At 57.8% G+C, this 16345-nt stretch carries 20 protein-coding genes and 1 pseudogene; 8 read left to right on the top strand and 13 right to left on the bottom strand.

The window, feature by feature from the left end:
* Window positions 1–15: 15 nt before the first annotated feature.
* From cyaB to A3L02_RS04105, 3 genes are read right to left on the bottom strand one after another with little or no spacing between them, the layout of a single operon-like run.
* Window positions 16–537 (bottom strand): class IV adenylate cyclase, encoded by a 522-nt coding sequence (gene cyaB, locus A3L02_RS04095; protein WP_088862748.1) that lies wholly within the window; start codon window positions 535–537, stop codon window positions 16–18.
* On the bottom strand, window positions 538–1020 hold the full coding sequence (locus A3L02_RS04100) for an Lrp/AsnC family transcriptional regulator (RefSeq protein ID WP_088862749.1): 483 nt from the start codon (window positions 1018–1020) through the stop codon (window positions 538–540).
* Window position 1021: 1 nt separating this feature from the next.
* Window positions 1022–1555 carry a UbiX family flavin prenyltransferase gene (locus tag A3L02_RS04105; protein WP_088862750.1) on the bottom strand — a complete coding sequence of 178 codons (534 nt, stop codon included), beginning with the start codon at window positions 1553–1555 and terminating at the stop codon, window positions 1022–1024.
* Between the two features lie 85 nt (window positions 1556–1640).
* On the opposite strand from A3L02_RS04105, the gene A3L02_RS04110 reads away from it, so the two are divergent.
* A complete protein-coding gene (locus A3L02_RS04110) occupies window positions 1641–2456 on the top strand; it encodes a DNA integrity scanning protein DisA nucleotide-binding domain protein (RefSeq protein WP_394335150.1) in 816 nt (271 codons plus the stop codon).
* A gap of 35 nt (window positions 2457–2491) precedes the next feature.
* On the opposite strand, the gene A3L02_RS04115 is transcribed toward A3L02_RS04110, so the two are convergent.
* The 5 genes and pseudogenes from A3L02_RS04115 to A3L02_RS10490 form a co-directional block, all read right to left on the bottom strand.
* A complete protein-coding gene (locus tag A3L02_RS04115) occupies window positions 2492–3733 on the bottom strand; it encodes a sugar phosphate nucleotidyltransferase (RefSeq protein WP_088862752.1) in 1242 nt (413 codons plus the stop codon).
* 97 nt (window positions 3734–3830) lie between these two features.
* On the bottom strand, window positions 3831–4091 hold the full coding sequence (locus tag A3L02_RS04120) for a helix-turn-helix domain-containing protein (RefSeq protein WP_088862753.1): 261 nt from the start codon (window positions 4089–4091) through the stop codon (window positions 3831–3833).
* A gap of 9 nt (window positions 4092–4100) precedes the next feature.
* On the bottom strand, window positions 4101–6077 hold the full coding sequence (gene feoB, locus A3L02_RS04125; protein ID WP_088862754.1) for a ferrous iron transport protein B: 1977 nt from the start codon (window positions 6075–6077) through the stop codon (window positions 4101–4103).
* 10 nt (window positions 6078–6087) lie between these two features.
* Window positions 6088–6192: a hypothetical protein gene (locus tag A3L02_RS10485; RefSeq protein WP_335755135.1), complete on the bottom strand. Its 105-nt coding sequence runs from the start codon at window positions 6190–6192 to the stop codon at window positions 6088–6090.
* Window positions 6193–6253: 61 nt separating this feature from the next.
* Window positions 6254–6322: pseudogene (locus A3L02_RS10490) on the bottom strand (FeoA family protein); the annotation flags it as partial.
* 213 nt (window positions 6323–6535) lie between these two features.
* On the opposite strand from A3L02_RS10490, the gene A3L02_RS04135 reads away from it, so the two are divergent.
* Genes A3L02_RS04135 through A3L02_RS04145 form a run of 3 tightly spaced genes read left to right on the top strand, consistent with a single transcriptional unit; the run spans window position 6536 to window position 8736 of the window.
* Entirely contained in the window at window positions 6536–6898 is a 363-nt protein-coding gene (locus tag A3L02_RS04135; RefSeq protein WP_088862755.1) for a DUF4870 domain-containing protein, read from the top strand.
* Between the two features lie 36 nt (window positions 6899–6934).
* Window positions 6935–7729 carry a 7-cyano-7-deazaguanine synthase gene (locus tag A3L02_RS04140; protein WP_088862756.1) on the top strand — a complete coding sequence of 265 codons (795 nt, stop codon included), beginning with the start codon at window positions 6935–6937 and terminating at the stop codon, window positions 7727–7729.
* On the top strand, window positions 7726–8736 hold the full coding sequence (locus A3L02_RS04145) for an AIR synthase family protein (RefSeq protein WP_088862757.1): 1011 nt from the start codon (window positions 7726–7728) through the stop codon (window positions 8734–8736). The genes A3L02_RS04140 and A3L02_RS04145 overlap by 4 nt, the downstream gene beginning before the upstream one ends.
* Here A3L02_RS04145 and A3L02_RS04150 read toward each other — a convergent pair.
* Both A3L02_RS04150 and pepQ read right to left on the bottom strand, forming a co-directional pair.
* Complete coding sequence (locus tag A3L02_RS04150) at window positions 8716–9789, bottom strand: mRNA surveillance protein pelota (RefSeq protein WP_088862758.1); 1074 nt, start codon at window positions 9787–9789, stop codon at window positions 8716–8718. The genes A3L02_RS04145 and A3L02_RS04150 overlap by 21 nt on opposite strands.
* A 75-nt stretch (window positions 9790–9864) precedes the next feature.
* Window positions 9865–10911, bottom strand: a complete 1047-nt coding sequence (gene pepQ, locus A3L02_RS04155; protein WP_088862759.1) for a Xaa-Pro dipeptidase PepQ — start codon at window positions 10909–10911, stop codon at window positions 9865–9867.
* A gap of 106 nt (window positions 10912–11017) precedes the next feature.
* Between pepQ and A3L02_RS04160 the strand changes: the two genes are divergently transcribed.
* From A3L02_RS04160 to A3L02_RS04175, 4 genes are read left to right on the top strand one after another with little or no spacing between them, the layout of a single operon-like run.
* On the top strand, window positions 11018–11686 hold the full coding sequence (locus tag A3L02_RS04160) for an HAD family hydrolase (protein ID WP_088862760.1): 669 nt from the start codon (window positions 11018–11020) through the stop codon (window positions 11684–11686).
* Between the two features lie 39 nt (window positions 11687–11725).
* Entirely contained in the window at window positions 11726–11992 is a 267-nt protein-coding gene (locus tag A3L02_RS04165) for a 50S ribosomal protein L35ae (RefSeq protein ID WP_088862761.1), read from the top strand.
* Window positions 11993–12037: 45 nt separating this feature from the next.
* A complete protein-coding gene (locus tag A3L02_RS04170) occupies window positions 12038–13174 on the top strand; it encodes a tRNA (guanine(10)-N(2))-dimethyltransferase (protein ID WP_088862762.1) in 1137 nt (378 codons plus the stop codon).
* A 53-nt stretch (window positions 13175–13227) separates the two neighbouring features.
* Window positions 13228–14322: a VIT1/CCC1 transporter family protein gene (locus A3L02_RS04175; RefSeq protein WP_088862763.1), complete on the top strand. Its 1095-nt coding sequence runs from the start codon at window positions 13228–13230 to the stop codon at window positions 14320–14322.
* Between the two features lie 85 nt (window positions 14323–14407).
* On the opposite strand, the gene A3L02_RS04180 is transcribed toward A3L02_RS04175, so the two are convergent.
* The 3 genes from A3L02_RS04180 to A3L02_RS04190 all read right to left on the bottom strand — a co-directional run bounded on the left by A3L02_RS04180 (window position 14408) and on the right by A3L02_RS04190 (window position 16340).
* A complete protein-coding gene (locus A3L02_RS04180; protein ID WP_088862764.1) occupies window positions 14408–15778 on the bottom strand; it encodes an MATE family efflux transporter in 1371 nt (456 codons plus the stop codon).
* A gap of 115 nt (window positions 15779–15893) precedes the next feature.
* Window positions 15894–16085, bottom strand: coding sequence for a 50S ribosomal protein L37e (locus tag A3L02_RS04185; protein WP_054834096.1), 192 nt, complete (start codon window positions 16083–16085; stop codon window positions 15894–15896).
* 24 nt (window positions 16086–16109) lie between these two features.
* On the bottom strand, window positions 16110–16340 hold the full coding sequence (locus tag A3L02_RS04190) for an LSm family protein (protein ID WP_088862765.1): 231 nt from the start codon (window positions 16338–16340) through the stop codon (window positions 16110–16112).
* Window positions 16341–16345 lie beyond the last annotated feature (5 nt).

Genomic DNA, 16345 nt, shown 5'->3' on the forward strand with positions numbered 1-16345 from the left:
TGGAGCTCAAACTATTTAGGTTTTGCTCCCTCTATTGGCCTCGCGGAGGAGCTCCCGGTACAGCCTCGGCTCGACGTCCCTCTCCGTGAGTCCGAGTTCCCGGGCCACCTCCCAGATCCTCCGCTTTGCATCCTTCACGTCGTCGGAGATGACCTCTACATCGAGGAAACCGCCGAGCCCCTCAACGTCGTTGAGCTCGAAGGTAATCCCTCCCAGCCTGTACACGAGGCGACGCTTTCTGACCCAGATGTCTTCTTCATACCCGAGGCACTTCATTATCTCGAGGGTTTTCTCGAAGTCCGAAACCTCGACCTCCACCTCGTCGAACTCCTCGTTCCTTCCGGGGTCCTCAATGCGCTTGTAGGTCAGAAAAGAGCGGTTCAGGTTGCGTATCCGTCTTATCCTCAGGAGCTGTGGCAAAGGAATTGAGAGGTAGAGATCCTCCTGCACCTCCTCCCTCACGAACTCGGCCCCGATGGACTCTATCGCCCGCTTAGCCTTCCAAAAGTCGACGCGGAACTTGACCTCTATCTCCATTTAGACCCCCACGAGGAAACCCGTGAGATCCTGCCCTTTTATGAACTGGTCCACCGTGAATACCTCGACCCTTTTGAGGGTTGGGAGGCTCCTGATGGTGTCGTCAACGAAGCGGTTGAGCTTCTCAGGGGTGTCATCCCCGATGATGGCCACTATACCATCCTTTCCACTTCTGGCAACGGCCAGCACGTTGGGGAGAAGGGAGAGCGTCTTCATTATGTGGCTAATGTACCTCTCGAGAAAATCCTCTATGATAGGGGTCTCCGCCTGGATGTAGACGATGGCGAGGCTCTTTGGCTGGAGCTCCTCGCCCAGGATTATGGTGTATTTATCGATTACGTTTCGCTCCTGGAGTTTTTTAATCCTGAAATGAATGGTGGACTCGGGTCGGTTGAGTCTCTCCGCTATCTCTGAGATCGTTAACCTCGCATCCTCCTTTAGAATGCGGAGTATAGCCCTATCAAGGTCATCGAGCTGGGCCATGTTAACTCCTCCATCGGGGATATAACTGGTTCTCAATACCAAGAAGGTCTAAGATTTTTCCAATTATAAAGTTTACCATATCGTCCAAAGTTTTGGGTTTTATGTAAAATCCTGGGGAGGCTGGCATGACGATACCGCCCGCCTGCGTGACCCTCACCATGTTTTGAAGATGTATCAGGTTCAGCGGCGTTTCCCTGACGAGCAGGATCAGCTTCCTGCGCTCCTTAAGCGCCACGTCGGCCGTTCTCGTTATCAGGTTGTCGGCGAGTCCGTTCGCTATGGCGGCGAGCGTCTTCATCGAGCAGGGGGCTATCACCATGGCATCGAAGGGGTTAGATCCGGAGGCTATCGGGGCGAAGAGGTTCTCCTCCGTGTAATCGGGGCGAAAATCCACTCCCGTCTCGTGCCTTGCAACCGCGAGCCCCGTCCTGGAGGCGACCGTGACGACCTCGTGGCCGAGCTCCCGAAGAACCTCCACCAGCCTGAGACCGTAGATCGAACCGCTGGCACCGGTTATCGCAACTATTACCTTCATTCCCCACACCGGAAAACTTAAGGCCGACCGTATTTTAACGTTTTCCCAGGACGATAGATTTTTATACCGCAGGAATGATAGCCTTATGGTTGATTGTATGGACAGGAAAACCCCCGATGTTCTAATCAAGGGTGCCGTTGACATCGTTAAGGAACTCAACTGTAAGGCCCTCGTTATTCTCGAGGATGTGAAGCCCGGGGTTATCCCCAAACTGGACGTTCCGGTCGTCATCGTCGGTTCATCCTTCGATGTGGAAGACGATAGGATAAAGAGGATCTCGATTCCACGGAACCTCGATATAAACAACGTCCTCAACCTCATCTCCGCGTTTTTAATCGAGCACGAGATACTCGGGGAGGGGGACTCCTTCGTTTACGTTACCGATGAGCTCATCGGGGTCAAGACCGTCAAAAAAGGCATCTCAGCAATGAAGGGCTTCTTCGCTCAGAACCAGAGCGTCCTCCAGAGGCTCCTGGAGATAGCCATCGAGCTCAGCATAGAGGGGAGGGAGGGCACCCCCGTTGGGACGATCTTCGTCATAGGGGACACGAGACGGGTCCTCAGGCATTCCCGCCAGCTCATACCGAACCCCTTCAAGGGACACAGGATAAACGTCCTCGACAGGGACAGCAAGGAGATAATAAAGGAGTTCGCCCAGCTCGACGGGGCCTTCATAATCAGGGACGACGGCAAGATATCCGCCGCCGGTAGGTACCTCGAGGTCGAGCCGAAGGTGATAGACCTGATGCTCCCGCCCGGTCTGGGAAGCAGGCACATAGCCGCCGCGGGGATAACGAGGCTGACCAGGGCCATCTCCATAACCCTCTCCGAGAGCGGCACGATAAGGATATTCAAGAACGGTCTCATGCTACTCGAATACAACCCTCGGATGAGGTATTGAGGGGCCTAACATCCTCAAGGATGGAAAAGAAGGAATCAGAAGAGCCACTGGTTCTCTATGCACTCGTCGCAGGGCGGCTTCTCCCCGGCTATCGCTTTGAACTTCTCGTAGATGCACTCGGGCAGGCCGAGCGGACAGCGCTCCGGTGTGAGGCCCGGTCTGACCTTCGTCGGGTCGAGCTTTATCTTGATGTAAGCCTCGTACTCCTCAACCTTCTTCCAGGGCAGGACCTTTGCGCCGTATATGACCAGGTTGTCGTGTATCCTCGCGTAGTCGCCGATGACCGCGTTCTCCTTCAGGATGACGTTCTTTCCAACGACGACACCCTCTCCGAGGATGGTGTCCTTGAGCTCGGAGCGCTCCCTGATTACGTCGTTGCCTATCAGGATGGATCGCTTGAGGTACGCCTTATCCCCCATCACCGTGTTCGGGCCGATGTAGGTGTAGGCCTTTATCTTGACGCCGTGGCCTATCTTGACCCCTTCGTCGATGTAAACGGGCCCCTGGATCTCGACGTCTTCCGGAACCTCGGCACTCTCCTTGATGGTCACGTAGCCGTTGTTCCTGGCTATCTCGTCGAGGGCTATCTGGTGGGCGTAGAAGAGGTCGTCGGGGGTTCCGAGGTCAACCCAGTGGTACTCCCGCGGGATCTTGTAGGCGTACACCTCACCGCTGGAGACGTACTTAGGAAGGATCTCGCGCTCGAAGTACACCTCCTTCCCCTTCGGGATCCCCTCGAGCACCTTCTTGTTCACCACGTATATTCCAGCGTCCACGAGGTTGCTCCTTGGCCTGTGGGGCTTCTCCTCAAAGTAAACGATTCTGCCCTCGTCCTCGGTCTCCACGACACCGTAGCGCTCCGGGTCGTAGACCTTGGTAACGGCAACCGTCACGAGCCCGTCGTTCTTCCTGTGGGCCTCTATCAGCTCGCTGAAGTTGAAGTTCGTGAAGACATCCCCGTAGATCACGAGAAAGTCCTCGTCCACGTAATCCTCGACGTTCTTGAGCGCTCCACCCGTTTCGAGCGGCATGGGGTCGTTGACGAAGCGTATGTCCTTCGGGTAGTCCGCCATCTTCTCCTCCACGAACTCCCTTATCTCCCCGCGCATGTAGTGAACCGACAGGATGACCTCGTCTATCTCAGGTATCTTCTCCAAGCTTTCGAGCAAATACTGAAGGTTGGGCTTTCCGAGAACAGGGATCATGGGCTTGGGTCTGGTGGATGAGAGCGGCCTCAACCTCGTTCCAAAACCACCGGCAAGAATAACGGCCTTCATGGTATCACCGTTTAATCCTCCGACCCGGAACTTATATATTTTACGGCCATTAAATATGCGGCGGTAGACCCAAAACCCAGAAGAATAAATAACGGACTCATCCCTTTTTCTCTTTGTCCAGCTTGAAGTCAGTAACCGTGTAGGCGTTCCCCTTGAACCTGTAGCACGAGCCCGGGCAGAAGTTCCTGAGCGGGCAGCTCTCGCAGGGAGAACTCCCCAGCTCCACCTTCTCAACGTACCCCATGCTCTCCAGGATCTTTAATGCCCCCTCCGCCTCCGCCTTTGGAATAGAGAGCTCTCTGGCTATCTCGTCGATGGTCTTTCCGGCTTTTACGAGTTCGAGTACCTTATCGAGCATGCTTCCACCTCAGTACCCTAACGCCAGACCGATGTGCCAGATTATTATTCCCACGATGCTCGCCAGGGCTATCATGTATGTGGTGGCAAAGGCCGCCCATTTCCAGTTGCTCTCGGCCCTTATCGCCCCAATCGTCGCTATGCACGGCATGTAGAGGGTCGTGACGAGCGCCAGCACGTAAGCCTGGAGGGGGGTTATGGAGCTCACCATGGCCGCTGTGCTTCCGTAGATCACTCTGAACGTCGAGATAACGTTCTCCTTGGCTATGATTCCGAAGAGCAAACTAACCGCGGCCCTCCAGTCCAGTCCCATGAGCCTCATGTAGGGCTCGAAGAGGGCCCCGAGCCTCTCGGCGTAGCTCTGGCCCGTCCCCATCTGAACGGGGTAGGAACTCAGGTACCAGATGATGACCGCACCGAGCAGTATCACCGTCCCGGCCTTTTTGACAAACTCCTTGCTCCGCTCCCATGAGTGGATGGTTACGGTCTTCCAGGAGGGTATCAGGTACTCGGGTAGCTCTATGATGAACGGGCTCTCCTCGCCTTTTATCACGAACCTGCTCAGCACCCACGCCACGGCCAGTGCGAGCAGGATCGCGGTGGCGTAGATGCTCACCGCAACGAGGGCCTGGTTACTCTGGAAGAACGCGCCCGCGAGGAAGCCTATAACGGTCAGCCGGGCGCTACAGGGGATTAGGGGGTTAACCAGCATGGTGACGAGCCTCTCCTTCTCGTTGTCGAGCGTCCTCGTGGCCATGACCGCTGGGACGTTACAGCCGAAGCCGAGCACGAGGGGTATGAAGCTCTTTCCGGGCAGGCCGAACTTCCTCATTATGCGCTCCAGCACCGCCGACGCCCTCGCCATGTAGCCGACGTCCTCGAGGACGGCCAGCGCGAAGAACATCAGGAAGACGAGCGGGAAGAAGCTGAGGACAGAACCGACACCGCCGATTATTCCGTCGACTATCAAACCCCGGAGCACCTCGTTGGCGATGTGGGGCGCCAGCCACTCGCCGAAGGCAGAGAACTCATCGTCCAGCCAGCCCTGGAGGGGAAGTCCAATCGCAAACACGAACTTGAAGACGACGTAGAATATCGCAAACAGCGCCAGGAGACCGTAGACGGGGTGGGTTAAATACCTGTCGAGTTTGTCGCTGAAGGTCTCCCCCTGCTGGGGGGGATACTTGATGAAGCGATGCATCAGGTTGTCTATGAACTCGTACTTCTGGCTGGCTATTACGAGGTCCATCGCCCGCTTGTAGCGTTCCTCGACCTCGGAGATGTGCCCCAGTATCTCGTCGAGTTTCTCCTTTCCGAGATGGCGGAGGACGAGCTTCATAACACCGTCGTCCCTCTGGAGGAGCTTTATAGCGAGCCAGCGGAGATGATACTTCTCTGCCAGCGATGTGCTCTCCAGGACCATTGTTATGTGCTCTATCTCCCTCTCGACCTCCTTATCGTAGGTTGGAACGACGGGGCGGGTTTTGATCAGACCACTCGCCATCCGCGATATCTTTTCCTTGAGCTCGTCGATGCCAACGCCGTCCTTGGCGTTGAGCGGAACGACGGGAACCCCGAGAACCTCCTCCATTCTCTTTACGTCTATCTTAATCCCTCTCTTTTCTGCGAGATCCATCTTGTTCAGGGCGATGATGACGTTCTTCAGCCCCATCTCGAGGATCTCCATGGTCAGAAAGAGGTTCCTCATCAGGGCGGTTGCGTCGACGACGTCCACAACTACATCGGCGTTTCCATTGAGGAGAAAGTCCCTGGCGACCAGCTCGTCGAGGGAGTGGGCGGTGAGGGAGTAGGTTCCGGGCAGGTCCACCACGAGAAACTTCTCACCCCGATACTCCATCACACCCTCCTTCTTCTCAACCGTCACGCCGGGCCAGTTGCCGACGTGCTGTCGCATCCCGGTCAGCGCGTTGAAGAGCGTGGTCTTCCCCACGTTTGGATTTCCGGCGAGTGCAACCGTTTTCATCATGAAGGACACCTCATAGCTTCCTCACGACGACCTTGCCCGCGAGTCCCCTGCCCACGGCAAAGCGCACGCCACTGACGGAGATTATTATCGGCCCTATGGCGTACGATTCGAGCACCTGAACCGTCGCCCCCGGGGGTCAACCCCATGGAGACGAGCTTCTGCCGGGCGCTTTCGCCGCCAAGAATGTCCACGACGATCCCCCTCTCCCCCGGCCTCATCTCATTTAAATGTACGATCATAGTCATCACCGTTAGGCTTTCCTAATTCGATATCCGAATCCATCGAGAACCTTAAAAAGCTTTGGTGGGCCTAACAAAACTCAGTGGTTCGAAATCAGAAAGCTTTAAGTTCAAAGAGCTTCCCCTTCATTCCCGGAGACGTTTCCGGGTTTTAGGTTTTAGAAAGGTATTTAAAGAATCGCGTAGAATACAACCGATTGAATTCGGAGGTGTACTGCCATGGAGGGAACTCCACCTGAAGGACCGAAGAAAACATCTCTCGGACTGGACGAGAACGTAGAGGGACTGCTCGCCTACCTGCTTTTTTGGGTTACAGGGATAATATTCCTGGTGCTTGAGAAGGAGAGCGATTTCGTCCGTTTCCACGCCATGCAGTCAACGATAACCTTCCTGGGGTTGATGGTGCTGAGCTACATCTTTGCCATCATACCCATCATCGGAGGCATTCTAAGCTATCTCCTATGGCTTCTCGGTCTGGTACTCTGGATACTCGGCATGCTCAAGGCCTACCAGGGCGAGCGCTACAAGTTCCCCCTCGTGGGCGACCTCGCCGAGCAGTGGCTCGAAAAGGTCAACATCTGAGGCTCAGATTTTTAAGCCTCCCACCTATTTTTTCCTATGATTGAGGATGCCATCGAGGACGTTCGGAGATTCTCAGAGGAAAACGGTCTCCACGAGATGCAAATCCTCCTCCTTTTTTCCGGGGGCAAGGACAGCTCACTCGCCCTCTACCTTCTGAAAGAGGCTGGGCTCAACGTTTCGGCCCTGACCTTCTTCCACCGCTGGAGCTGGAGGGAGACGCTCAACTGGGCGATGGGGTTCACCAGGAGGCTCGGCGTTGAGCACTTCCTCGTGGACATAACGGACGGTCTTCTGCGCGAGGCCGTCGGACGGAAGGGACCCGTATGCATCAACTGCAAGAGGGTCATGCTGTGGAACGCGAAGTGGTTCGCCCTCAACGGCGGCTTCGACATCATAGCTAAAGGGGACAACGCCAACGATAAGATCATAGGCGCCCTGCTGGACCAATGTAAAGGGGACATACGGCTCTGCGGGTTGCCAAAGATAGGCGTTCCGATCTTCAGGCCGCTCATAATGTACACGGCCGAAGAAGTCGAAGGACTCGCGCGGGAAGCGGGTATAAAACCCTACCGCATGTACGAGCACGCACGCAGGAGGCAGTGGCGCGAGGGCTGTCCGCTCCAGTACATAGACGAAGATGAAAGAGTAACGCCGGAACTCATGGACTTGGCCTACAGGGTCAACTACGAGGTGAGCAGGCTCGCCCGGCGGAGGAAGGTGAGGATGAGCGTCAGGGTTCCGAGCTTTGAGATAATCTGCTGGAACTGCGACGACGAAACGCTGAGGGAGGCGGAGGAGATCGTCTCCCGGTTTAAGGGGGGTGGAGAATGAGGCTCCCGCCCGGAAAATTGAGGAACGAGCTTTTGAGGGAGGTGATCTTCCCCAACCTCGGGGTAGAGAACGGTAAGGTGCTCTACGGTCCGAAAGCGGGCTTTGACTCGGCGGTTCTCGAGTACGATGGGGAGCGTTACCTGGTAATCGCGACGGACCCAACCTTGGGCGTCCCGGAGGAGACCTTCGGCTTCTTCACCTACCACTTCGCTTCCAGTGATGTGGCGGTCTTCGGGGCGAGGCCGAGATGGCTCGTCGTTGATTTCGTCCTTCCACCCGGAACCTCGAGGGAGTTCCTGGAGGAAACGATGAGGACTTTAAACGCCGAGTGCCGGAGGTACGGGAGCTCGATAATAGGGGGCCACACGGGCGTCTATCCCTCGGTTGGAGAACCGACCGCAACGACCACCGCCATCGGGCTCGTGCGGAAGGACGAGCTCAAACTCCCCATCGCGAAACCCGGCGACAGGATAATCGTCACCGGCAAGGTGGCCCTCGAGTTCGCGGTCTCCGCCGCCCACTTCAGGGCCGACGAGCTTAAAAAAGTCCTGACTCCCACAGAGATCGCGGAGTTAAGGGCGATGTACAGGCTCGAGACCGCGGTTCCGGACGCTTTGACGGCGAGGCCCTTCGTGAGGGGCATGCACGACGCGACCGAGGGCGGTCTGACGGCCCTGCACGAGATAGCCGACAACTCGGGCCTTGGCTTCACCGTTTACGCCGGGAGACTCGAGCTGAACCCCCTCGTCCGGAAGGTTCTCGACCTTTACGGGCTCGAACCCTGGGACGTCTCCTCAACGGGAACCCTGATAGCTGTAGCCCCTCCGAAAAAATCTGACCAACTGCTGGCCGAGTTTAGGGGGAATGGAATTAAAGCCTTTGAGCTCGGCGAGTTCACCGAGGAGAGGGAGAGGGTTTTGATCGAAAACGGTGGTGAGAGGGACTTCCCGACCTTCGAGGGCGACCCGTACGTAACTCTCTACGGCTCACCTGATCCTGAACCTTAGGATCGCCGCCAGACCACCGAGGGCCCTCAGCTTCTCCCCGCCCTCGTGCTCGGAACTAACCACCACGACCTCCCCCCTCGAGTGGCGAACGGTCTCCATGAGCTCCTCTATTCTCTCCCGGTTCTCGCCCTTGAGCAGTTCGTCCAGAACGAGCAGGGTCTCGACCGCGCCGTAGTTCACCGCCTCCTCGACCTCTTTGAGACCGTAGGCGGCGAGACCGTTGTTCCGCCCTATGTTCTCGAGCACCTTCTCGACGAGCTCCACCTCCCTGGCAACGCGGTTCTCGCGGTAGACCTTCTCGACCGTCCCGCGTTTGATGACCTCGTATATCCCCGTCCTTCCGGTCACGCTCGTGTCCTCTACAACAACCCTTCCCGCCAGCTGGGGGTAGTTCTCGCGCAGGAACTTGTGGAAGTCCTCCTTGACGAAGCCGGGACCCGCCACTATAGCCTTCTCAACGCCCTCCCTGTTCATTACCTCCTCCATGCTCTTCGCCACGTCGTGGAAGAACCTCTTCTCCTCGCCCTCGCGGTCCGTGCTGTACCTCTTTCCCCCGAGGTTGTAGTGTATCCCCTTGAGGATCTCGACGCCGTACTCCCGAATAACCGCCATGTCCGCCTCGCCGTCGTCGATGACTACTATCATGACCTTCGCGCGCTTAGAGGCCTCGACCGCCTCCCTCAGCCTCTCAAGGTGGTGCTCCCTCCAGCGGGGCTTCTGGATCGTCACGACCTTTCCCGTCTCTATCGCGATGGTGTGGTACTTGCCGAGGGGGACGTCCTCCCGGGAGGCGTACACTATCGGGCCTGTGACCCTGAGCTGGTTGGCGAAGCGGTGGAAGTTTATCTTCTCCGCCCTCACCCCGAGGAAGACCGGAATGACCTCCACCTTCTCGGCCCTGAGGGAGTCGGAGCGCTGGGCCTGCTTCCGGAGGGTCTTCGCGTAGACGGTGTCGCCGGGGTCTATGATGTGGTAAAGGTGCCAGAGGTCGTCGAGGGTCTCGGCCTTGACCTTTACCTTGCCCTCCTTGACGTCCCGATGGATTATCTGCATCCCCTCACCTCCGGAGAAGGTTGGTGTTCCGGTTTAAAAAGTTGCTAAGGATTGTTGGGAAAGAACAGGAGAAGCTCAGATGAGCTCCCTCTCCGTCCTGGTCAGCCTGACCGCGCCGCCCTCAGTGATCAATATTGTGTCCTCGATCCTGACCCCTCCGAATCCCGGGATGTATATTCCTGGCTCTACCGTTATCACCATCCCCGGCCTGAGCTCGGTGTCGTCGGTCTGGCTGACCCTCGGCCACTCGTGGATCTCCAGCCCGACGCCGTGCCCGGTCGAGTGGATGAAGTAATCCCCGTAGCCGTACTCCGCTATGACGTCTCTAACGACCGTATCGAGCTCCTTCGCGGTCATCCCGGGTCTCGCCACCTCAACCCCCTTCCTCTGGGCCTCGAGGACGGCGTAGTAGATGTCCTTCTGCTTCTCGTTGGGACTGCCGACGACGATGGTTCTGGTCATGTCGGAGTTGTAGTGCCTGTAGAGCGCCCCCTCGTCGATGACCACCAGGTCGCCCCTCTCTATCCGCCTGTCGCTCGCTACCCCGTGGGGAAGGGCCGAGCGCGGGCCGCTCGCCACTATGGTGTCGAAGGCCGGCTTTTCTGCACCGTTCATCTTCATGACGTACTCCATTCGGGCGGCGACTTCCCTCTCCCTTTTACCCTCGCTCGCCTCCTCGAGCGCCGCCATCATGGCCATGTCCGCTATCCCGCAGGCGGCCTTTATCGCCTCGATCTCCCCGGCTTCCTTGATTATCCTCAGGTCCCTTATCACCTCGTCGATGGGGACAAAATCCTTCGCCCCGGCCTTCTCTTTGAGTGTCTGAACGGTTGAAAAGCTGGTCTTTCCTTCGATGCCGAGTTTTCTGGGCCTGAACGAGGAAAGCCTCTCGTAAAGCTCCTTCCCGGTTTTGAACTTCTCGACCGGGACCTTTGAATTCGCCTTGGCCTCCTCGTACTCGAGCTCGGGAACGATGAAGAGCGCATCGTCCGGGGTGACGACAAGGTAACCGCCGAGGACGGGAGCGCTCCCCGTGAAGTAGAAGAGGTTTTCCCTCCGGGTTATCAGAGCGGCATCGAGTTCATGTTCATTTATAAACTCCTGGAGTCTTTTAATTCTCATCGGCAACCACCCGCTCTCTGTAACGGGTGAGGGAATAAAATCCTTTCGGGGGTCACACCTCGGAAGGAATATAAACCCCCGGAAGAAAACCTGCACGGGGATCGGAGTGACGGTTTACCTTTTCGATTTTGACGGCACCCTCGTGGACAGCACGGGAGCGGTCGAGAAGGCCCTGAGGATAGCGATAGAGAAGACGATCCCGGCGGTGATAGAGAGCGACCTCTACGACGACTACTACAAGGCCCTGTTTCTATTCATCAAGGGCAAGCTCACATACCGCTATCTCGGGGTCATCCACGAGCTCGTCGCCCAGGGCACCATCCACGAGTACTACAAGCTCATGCCCGGCTACATCAAGGACCTCCCCTTCGCCAGGGAGGTTATCAGGGAGCTCAGAAAGCGCGGCAGGCGCGTGATAAGCTTCTCCGGCGAGCACACCTATCCGGGCGGGAAGGTAATCTTCATGAAGAAGACGAACTGGTACGACGAGTTCGACGAGGTCATAACGTTCAAGGGGACGAGGGACATGCTCACGAAGTTCGGGGCACTGAGGGAGCTCCATCCCGAGGAACCGTTCGTCTGGATCGACGACAGCCCGAGCAGGTTCACCTACGTCCTGGACGACAACACCCTCTTCGTCCAGAAGTTCTCCCCCCACAAGAGCGACGTTGCCCTCCTCTCCGAGAGGATGAACTTCATCAAGATAAAGAACCTCCGGGAAGTTCTGGATATAGACGATGGGCTGGGCCAGTTCCTCGGGGACGATAAACCTTAAAAATCCCCTCCCGCTTAACCACGGGTGGAGGTGGGGACGATGGTCAGGGGAAAGGCTCTCGTCCTCGCCTACGCAGGTACCAAGGAGCACCAGGACAACCACCACATGATTCTCAAGCCCCTCGGGATCGACGAGAGGGGAAGCGCCGCCCGGCTGATCGGCAGGAAGGTTCTCTGGAAAACGCCGACCGGGAAGAAGATGTACGGCAAAATTCTTAGAACGCATGGCAACGGCGGAGAGGTGGTGGCCTACTTCAAGCCCGGACTTCCGGGGCAGGCCCTTGGAGACCACGTCGATATCCTTTAGATAAACCCTTTAAACCCTCCGTCCTTTTCTTCCTTCGGTGAGAGAATGGAGTTCGTTGAGATGAGGGAGGGCCTCGCGAGGATCCTCGTTCCGAAGGCGGAGAGAATCTACGACGCCCCGGTCTTTTACAACCCGGTGATGGCCCTGAACCGGGATTTGAGCGTCCTTGCAGTTGATATTCTAAAACCCCGGAAGGTTCTCGATGCCCTCTCCGCCACGGGGATAAGGGGCGTCCGCTACGCCCTCGAGACCCCAGCGGGAGAGGTCTGGCTCAACGACATAAGCGAGGAAGCCTTCAACCTCATCCTGAAGAACGTCCGGCTGAACCTCGGCGTCGAGGGGGTTAGGATAGGGGATGGAAGGGTTTCCTTCCGCAACGGTAAAGAGGTCGTGGCCAACCGCGACGACGCCAACAGGCTCATGGCCGAGAAGTTCAGGTACTTCGACTTCCTTGACCTGGACCCCTTTGGCTCGCCGGTGGGGTTCCTCGACACGGCCTTGAGGAGCGTGAGGAGAAAAGGAGTTCTGGCCGTTACCGCGACCGACACCGGGGTTCTGTGCGGGGCCTACAGGAACGCCTGCCTGAGGAAGTACCTCGCCGAGCCGCTCAGGGGTGAACTCTGCCACGAAGCCGGCCTCAGGATCCTTATCGGGACGGTCGTGAGGTACGCGGCGAAGTACGACCTCGGGGTTGAGGTGTTACTTGCCTACCACCGCGACCACTACTTCCGCGCCTTTCTGAGGCTGAAGAGCGGCGCGAGGAATGCCGATGAGAGCCTCTCCAACCTCGGCTACCTCTGGCAGAAGAAAAACGGGGAGTTCGGGTACGAAAGGGCGGTTCTACCCAAAAAACCGGGTGCCCACGGCCCCCTCTGGCTCGGGCCCCTTAAGGATGAGGACTTCGCCCGCAGGATGCTGACACTGGCGGGTGAGAAAACCCTCGCCCACGGGAAGACCCTCCTGTTCCTCGAGCTCCTCGCCGGGGAACTTGACGTGCCGTTCTTCTACGACACCCACGCCCTCGCGAGGAGGAACGGCCTCGGGGTTATGAAGGTGTCGCGCCTCATAGAAGCTTTGGAGGAACTGGGCTACCGCGCCACGAGGACGCATTTCTCGCCCACCGCGGTGAAGACGGACGCGCCGTTTCAGGAGGTCGTTGGAGTTCTGAAGTCCACTCGGTGAGCCCCTCGACATCTATTTAATCCCTTGCGATAACTTGGATGGGGTGTGGGATAATGGACGGGATGGTAAAACTCGCCGAGAACTTCTACAGGGACGAGTACTCCGATTCAGTGCTGTACGCCCGTCTCGCAAAAGGTGAGGGGGACGGGGAGATAAAGAAAGAGCTCCTCCGGCTCTCGAAGATAGAGGCCAAGCACGCCAGGTTCTGGTACGAGTTCGTAAAGAAACGCGGGGGGAAGACCCCGAAACCCTCTGTGGGGAAGCTCAAGGTTTTTAGTGTTAAACTCCTCAGGAAGGTTTTTGGGCCGGCATTGGTGGTCTCCCTGCTCGAGATGGGCGAGAACAGCGCGATACAGAAGTACTTCAGGTACCTCACGACCTACGCGGGGAACCTCAGCGAAGAGGAAATAGGGGCCATGAAGGAGGTCATCCTGGACGAGCTCGAGCACGAGAGGTTCTTCAGGGAGGAGGAGAAGCGCTTCCACGTCGAGAACATCCGGGACCTCATCTTGGGCATGAACGACGGCCTGGTCGAGCTCCTCGGTGCCGTAACGGGTCTCTCCGCGGTCTATCCGAACAATCCCCAAATCGTTGGGATAAGCGGACTCATAGTGGGCGTCGCGGGGGCGCTCTCCATGTCCATCGGAACCTTCGTCTCCGTCCGCTCCCAGAGACAGGTGAAGGAGTCGATTCGGGAGAGGATGGAGGTTCTCTTCAGGGTCTCTCCGGAGAAAGTCTCTGGAGAGCTCATCGACAGGCTCGTCGAGGGTGGGATGCCCGAGGAGGTGGCGAGGGACGTGGCCGAGAAGCTCGCCGGCAGGGGTGAGGCGATAATGAAACTCCTCCTTCCCGAGGCCGAGGAGAACGAGGTGAGGGCGGCGCTCTACACCGGCCTCTCCTATCTGCTCGGCGTCGTCTTCCCCGTCACGCCCTACTTCCTCACGTCAAGCTCCCTGGTGGCCCTTCCGGTGTCAGTACTGCTGGCCGGCTCCGCCCTCGCGGTGGTGGCGACGCTCATCTCACTGCTCTCGGGTATCTCAATCCGGAAAAAGGTAGCCGAGATGGTTGCCACGGGTCTCGGCGCGGCTTTCCTGAGTTACCTCTTCGGTCGCCTGATGGAGGCGTTCTTCCACGTCTCGGCGCTTTAAACGGGGGCATGTCTTCTCCCCTGCTATTTTCTTGATTTATTGCCCCCATTTACCCAGATTTTAGAAACGGTCGGGAAAGGCATCTTCATACCTTCACGTACTTCCACTTCCCCCTCCTGAAGGCCCACCAGAAGAGGGCCGCCGTGGCGAAGGTCTCGAGGCTCATGGCTATCCAGGCCGCCACAACACCGAGGCCAGCGAAGTGGAGGGCCCCGAGGGTGAAGCCGAACCCGAGAAGGTATGCGGGGATTATGCGGAAGAGGAGCTTGCTGACGGCGGTGATGTACATGGGCGTTTTCGTATCTCCCGCACCCCTCAGCGCCCCGCTGAGGACGAAGAGCCATCCGAGGGGGACCTCACTTATACCGACGATTATCAGGTAGATGCTCGCGAGCCTCATGACCTCCAAGCGATGAGGGTCGCTCGTGCTTATGAAGGGCATGACGAGGTAACGCGGGAAGGCTATCAGGATGAAGGCCATAACGGCCATGAAGAGGCCGACCATCTTGAGGGCCTCGTGGACGATTCTCTCCGCCTTTTCGGGCCTTCCCTCACCGAGGCTCTGACCGACGAGGGCCGAAGTAGCTACGTTGAAGCCGAAGGCTGGCATGTAGGCTATGCTCTCAACGCGGAGGCCCACCTGGTGGGCGGCCAGGGCCACCGTTCCGAAGCGGGTCACTATGCTCATGTAGAGGAAGTTGTAGAAGCTGAAGAGGCCGCGCTCCACCATCGTCGGCACGCCGATGCGGAGGATCCGCGTGGCCATCTCGGGATGGAAGCTCCAGCTCGGTTTAAAACGGAGTACGAGCCTTCCGCTCCAGAGGAGGTAGAGGCCCATGATGAAGGAGACGGTTATCCCCATCCCCGAGGCCCATGCGGCGCCGACCGGACCGAGCCTGGGAAAGCCGAACTTCCCGAACACGAGAAGGTAATCGAGAACCGCGTTGATAACGTTCATCAGGATGCCGAGCTTCATGGGGGTTTTTGTGTCCCCCGCACCTCTCAGGGCGGAGAAGGCCGTGAAACCCGCGAACCGGAGGGGGTAGAAGGCGAACACCACCTTGATGTACTCGTAACCCAGGGCGACCACATCCGGTTTTGCGCCCATTATCCTGAGGACGTCGTCTCCAAAGAACCATCCGAAGAGGGTAACCGGAATCCCGAGGAGGAACGCCAGGTAGAGGCTCTGCTCCAGAGTCAGCGTGGCGTTAATCTCGTCCCGGGCGCCCGTGAACCTCGCGACGAGGGCGAGGGTTCCGGTCGCGACCGCCGCCATGATGGGCATCATGAACCAGCTAACCTGACCGCCGAGGCCGACGGAGGCGAGGGCGAGGGCGCCGAGCTGGCCGACTATCATCATGTCCACTAAGTTGAGCAGGGTCTGGGAGATGTTGCCGGTTATGGCCGGCCAGGCAAGGCTCCAGAGGCGGCGCTGCTCCTCGTTCAGGCGAACCATTAAGACGTCCCTCTAAACGGGGAGAATAACATTTGAGTTAATAAGGGTTGTGGTGAACGAACTTCCGCTGGATAACTCGATGAAGAACCCGCCGGGTGAGGGTTAAAAAGAAAGGTCAGTAGCGGAGGTTCCTCTTCTTCCTCCAGCTGTGGGACCAGCTGTACTTCCTCATGCGTCTACTCCTTCCGAAGCCGCACGCGGCGCAATAGCCCTTCTTGACGTTGTAGGCGCGCTTTCCGCAGCGCCTGCACTTGATGTGAGTTGGAGTGTGATTTCTCCTGCCCTTCGGTGCAGTCCCGCTTCCCATCCTATCACCCCGCTATCTCTCGCTTCACTCAATCTCGACCGGGGAGATGGCCAGGACGTTGTCTCCCCTGATGACGATTTTACCGTAACTCTTAACGGCCTCGCCGTCCTGTATGAGGGACGCGTCGGCGAGGACGATGTTCAGATGGATGTCATAACCGATGAGCCTGCCCCTGAACTCGGAACCCCTCTTCAGGAGCACGAGCACGTCCTTGTCGAGCGACCTGTGAATAACGTCGAGTGGTCTTTCCGCCATTTTCA

It is taken from the genome of Thermococcus celer Vu 13 = JCM 8558 (assembly GCF_002214365.1).
Taxonomy (GTDB): domain Archaea; phylum Methanobacteriota_B; class Thermococci; order Thermococcales; family Thermococcaceae; genus Thermococcus; species Thermococcus celer.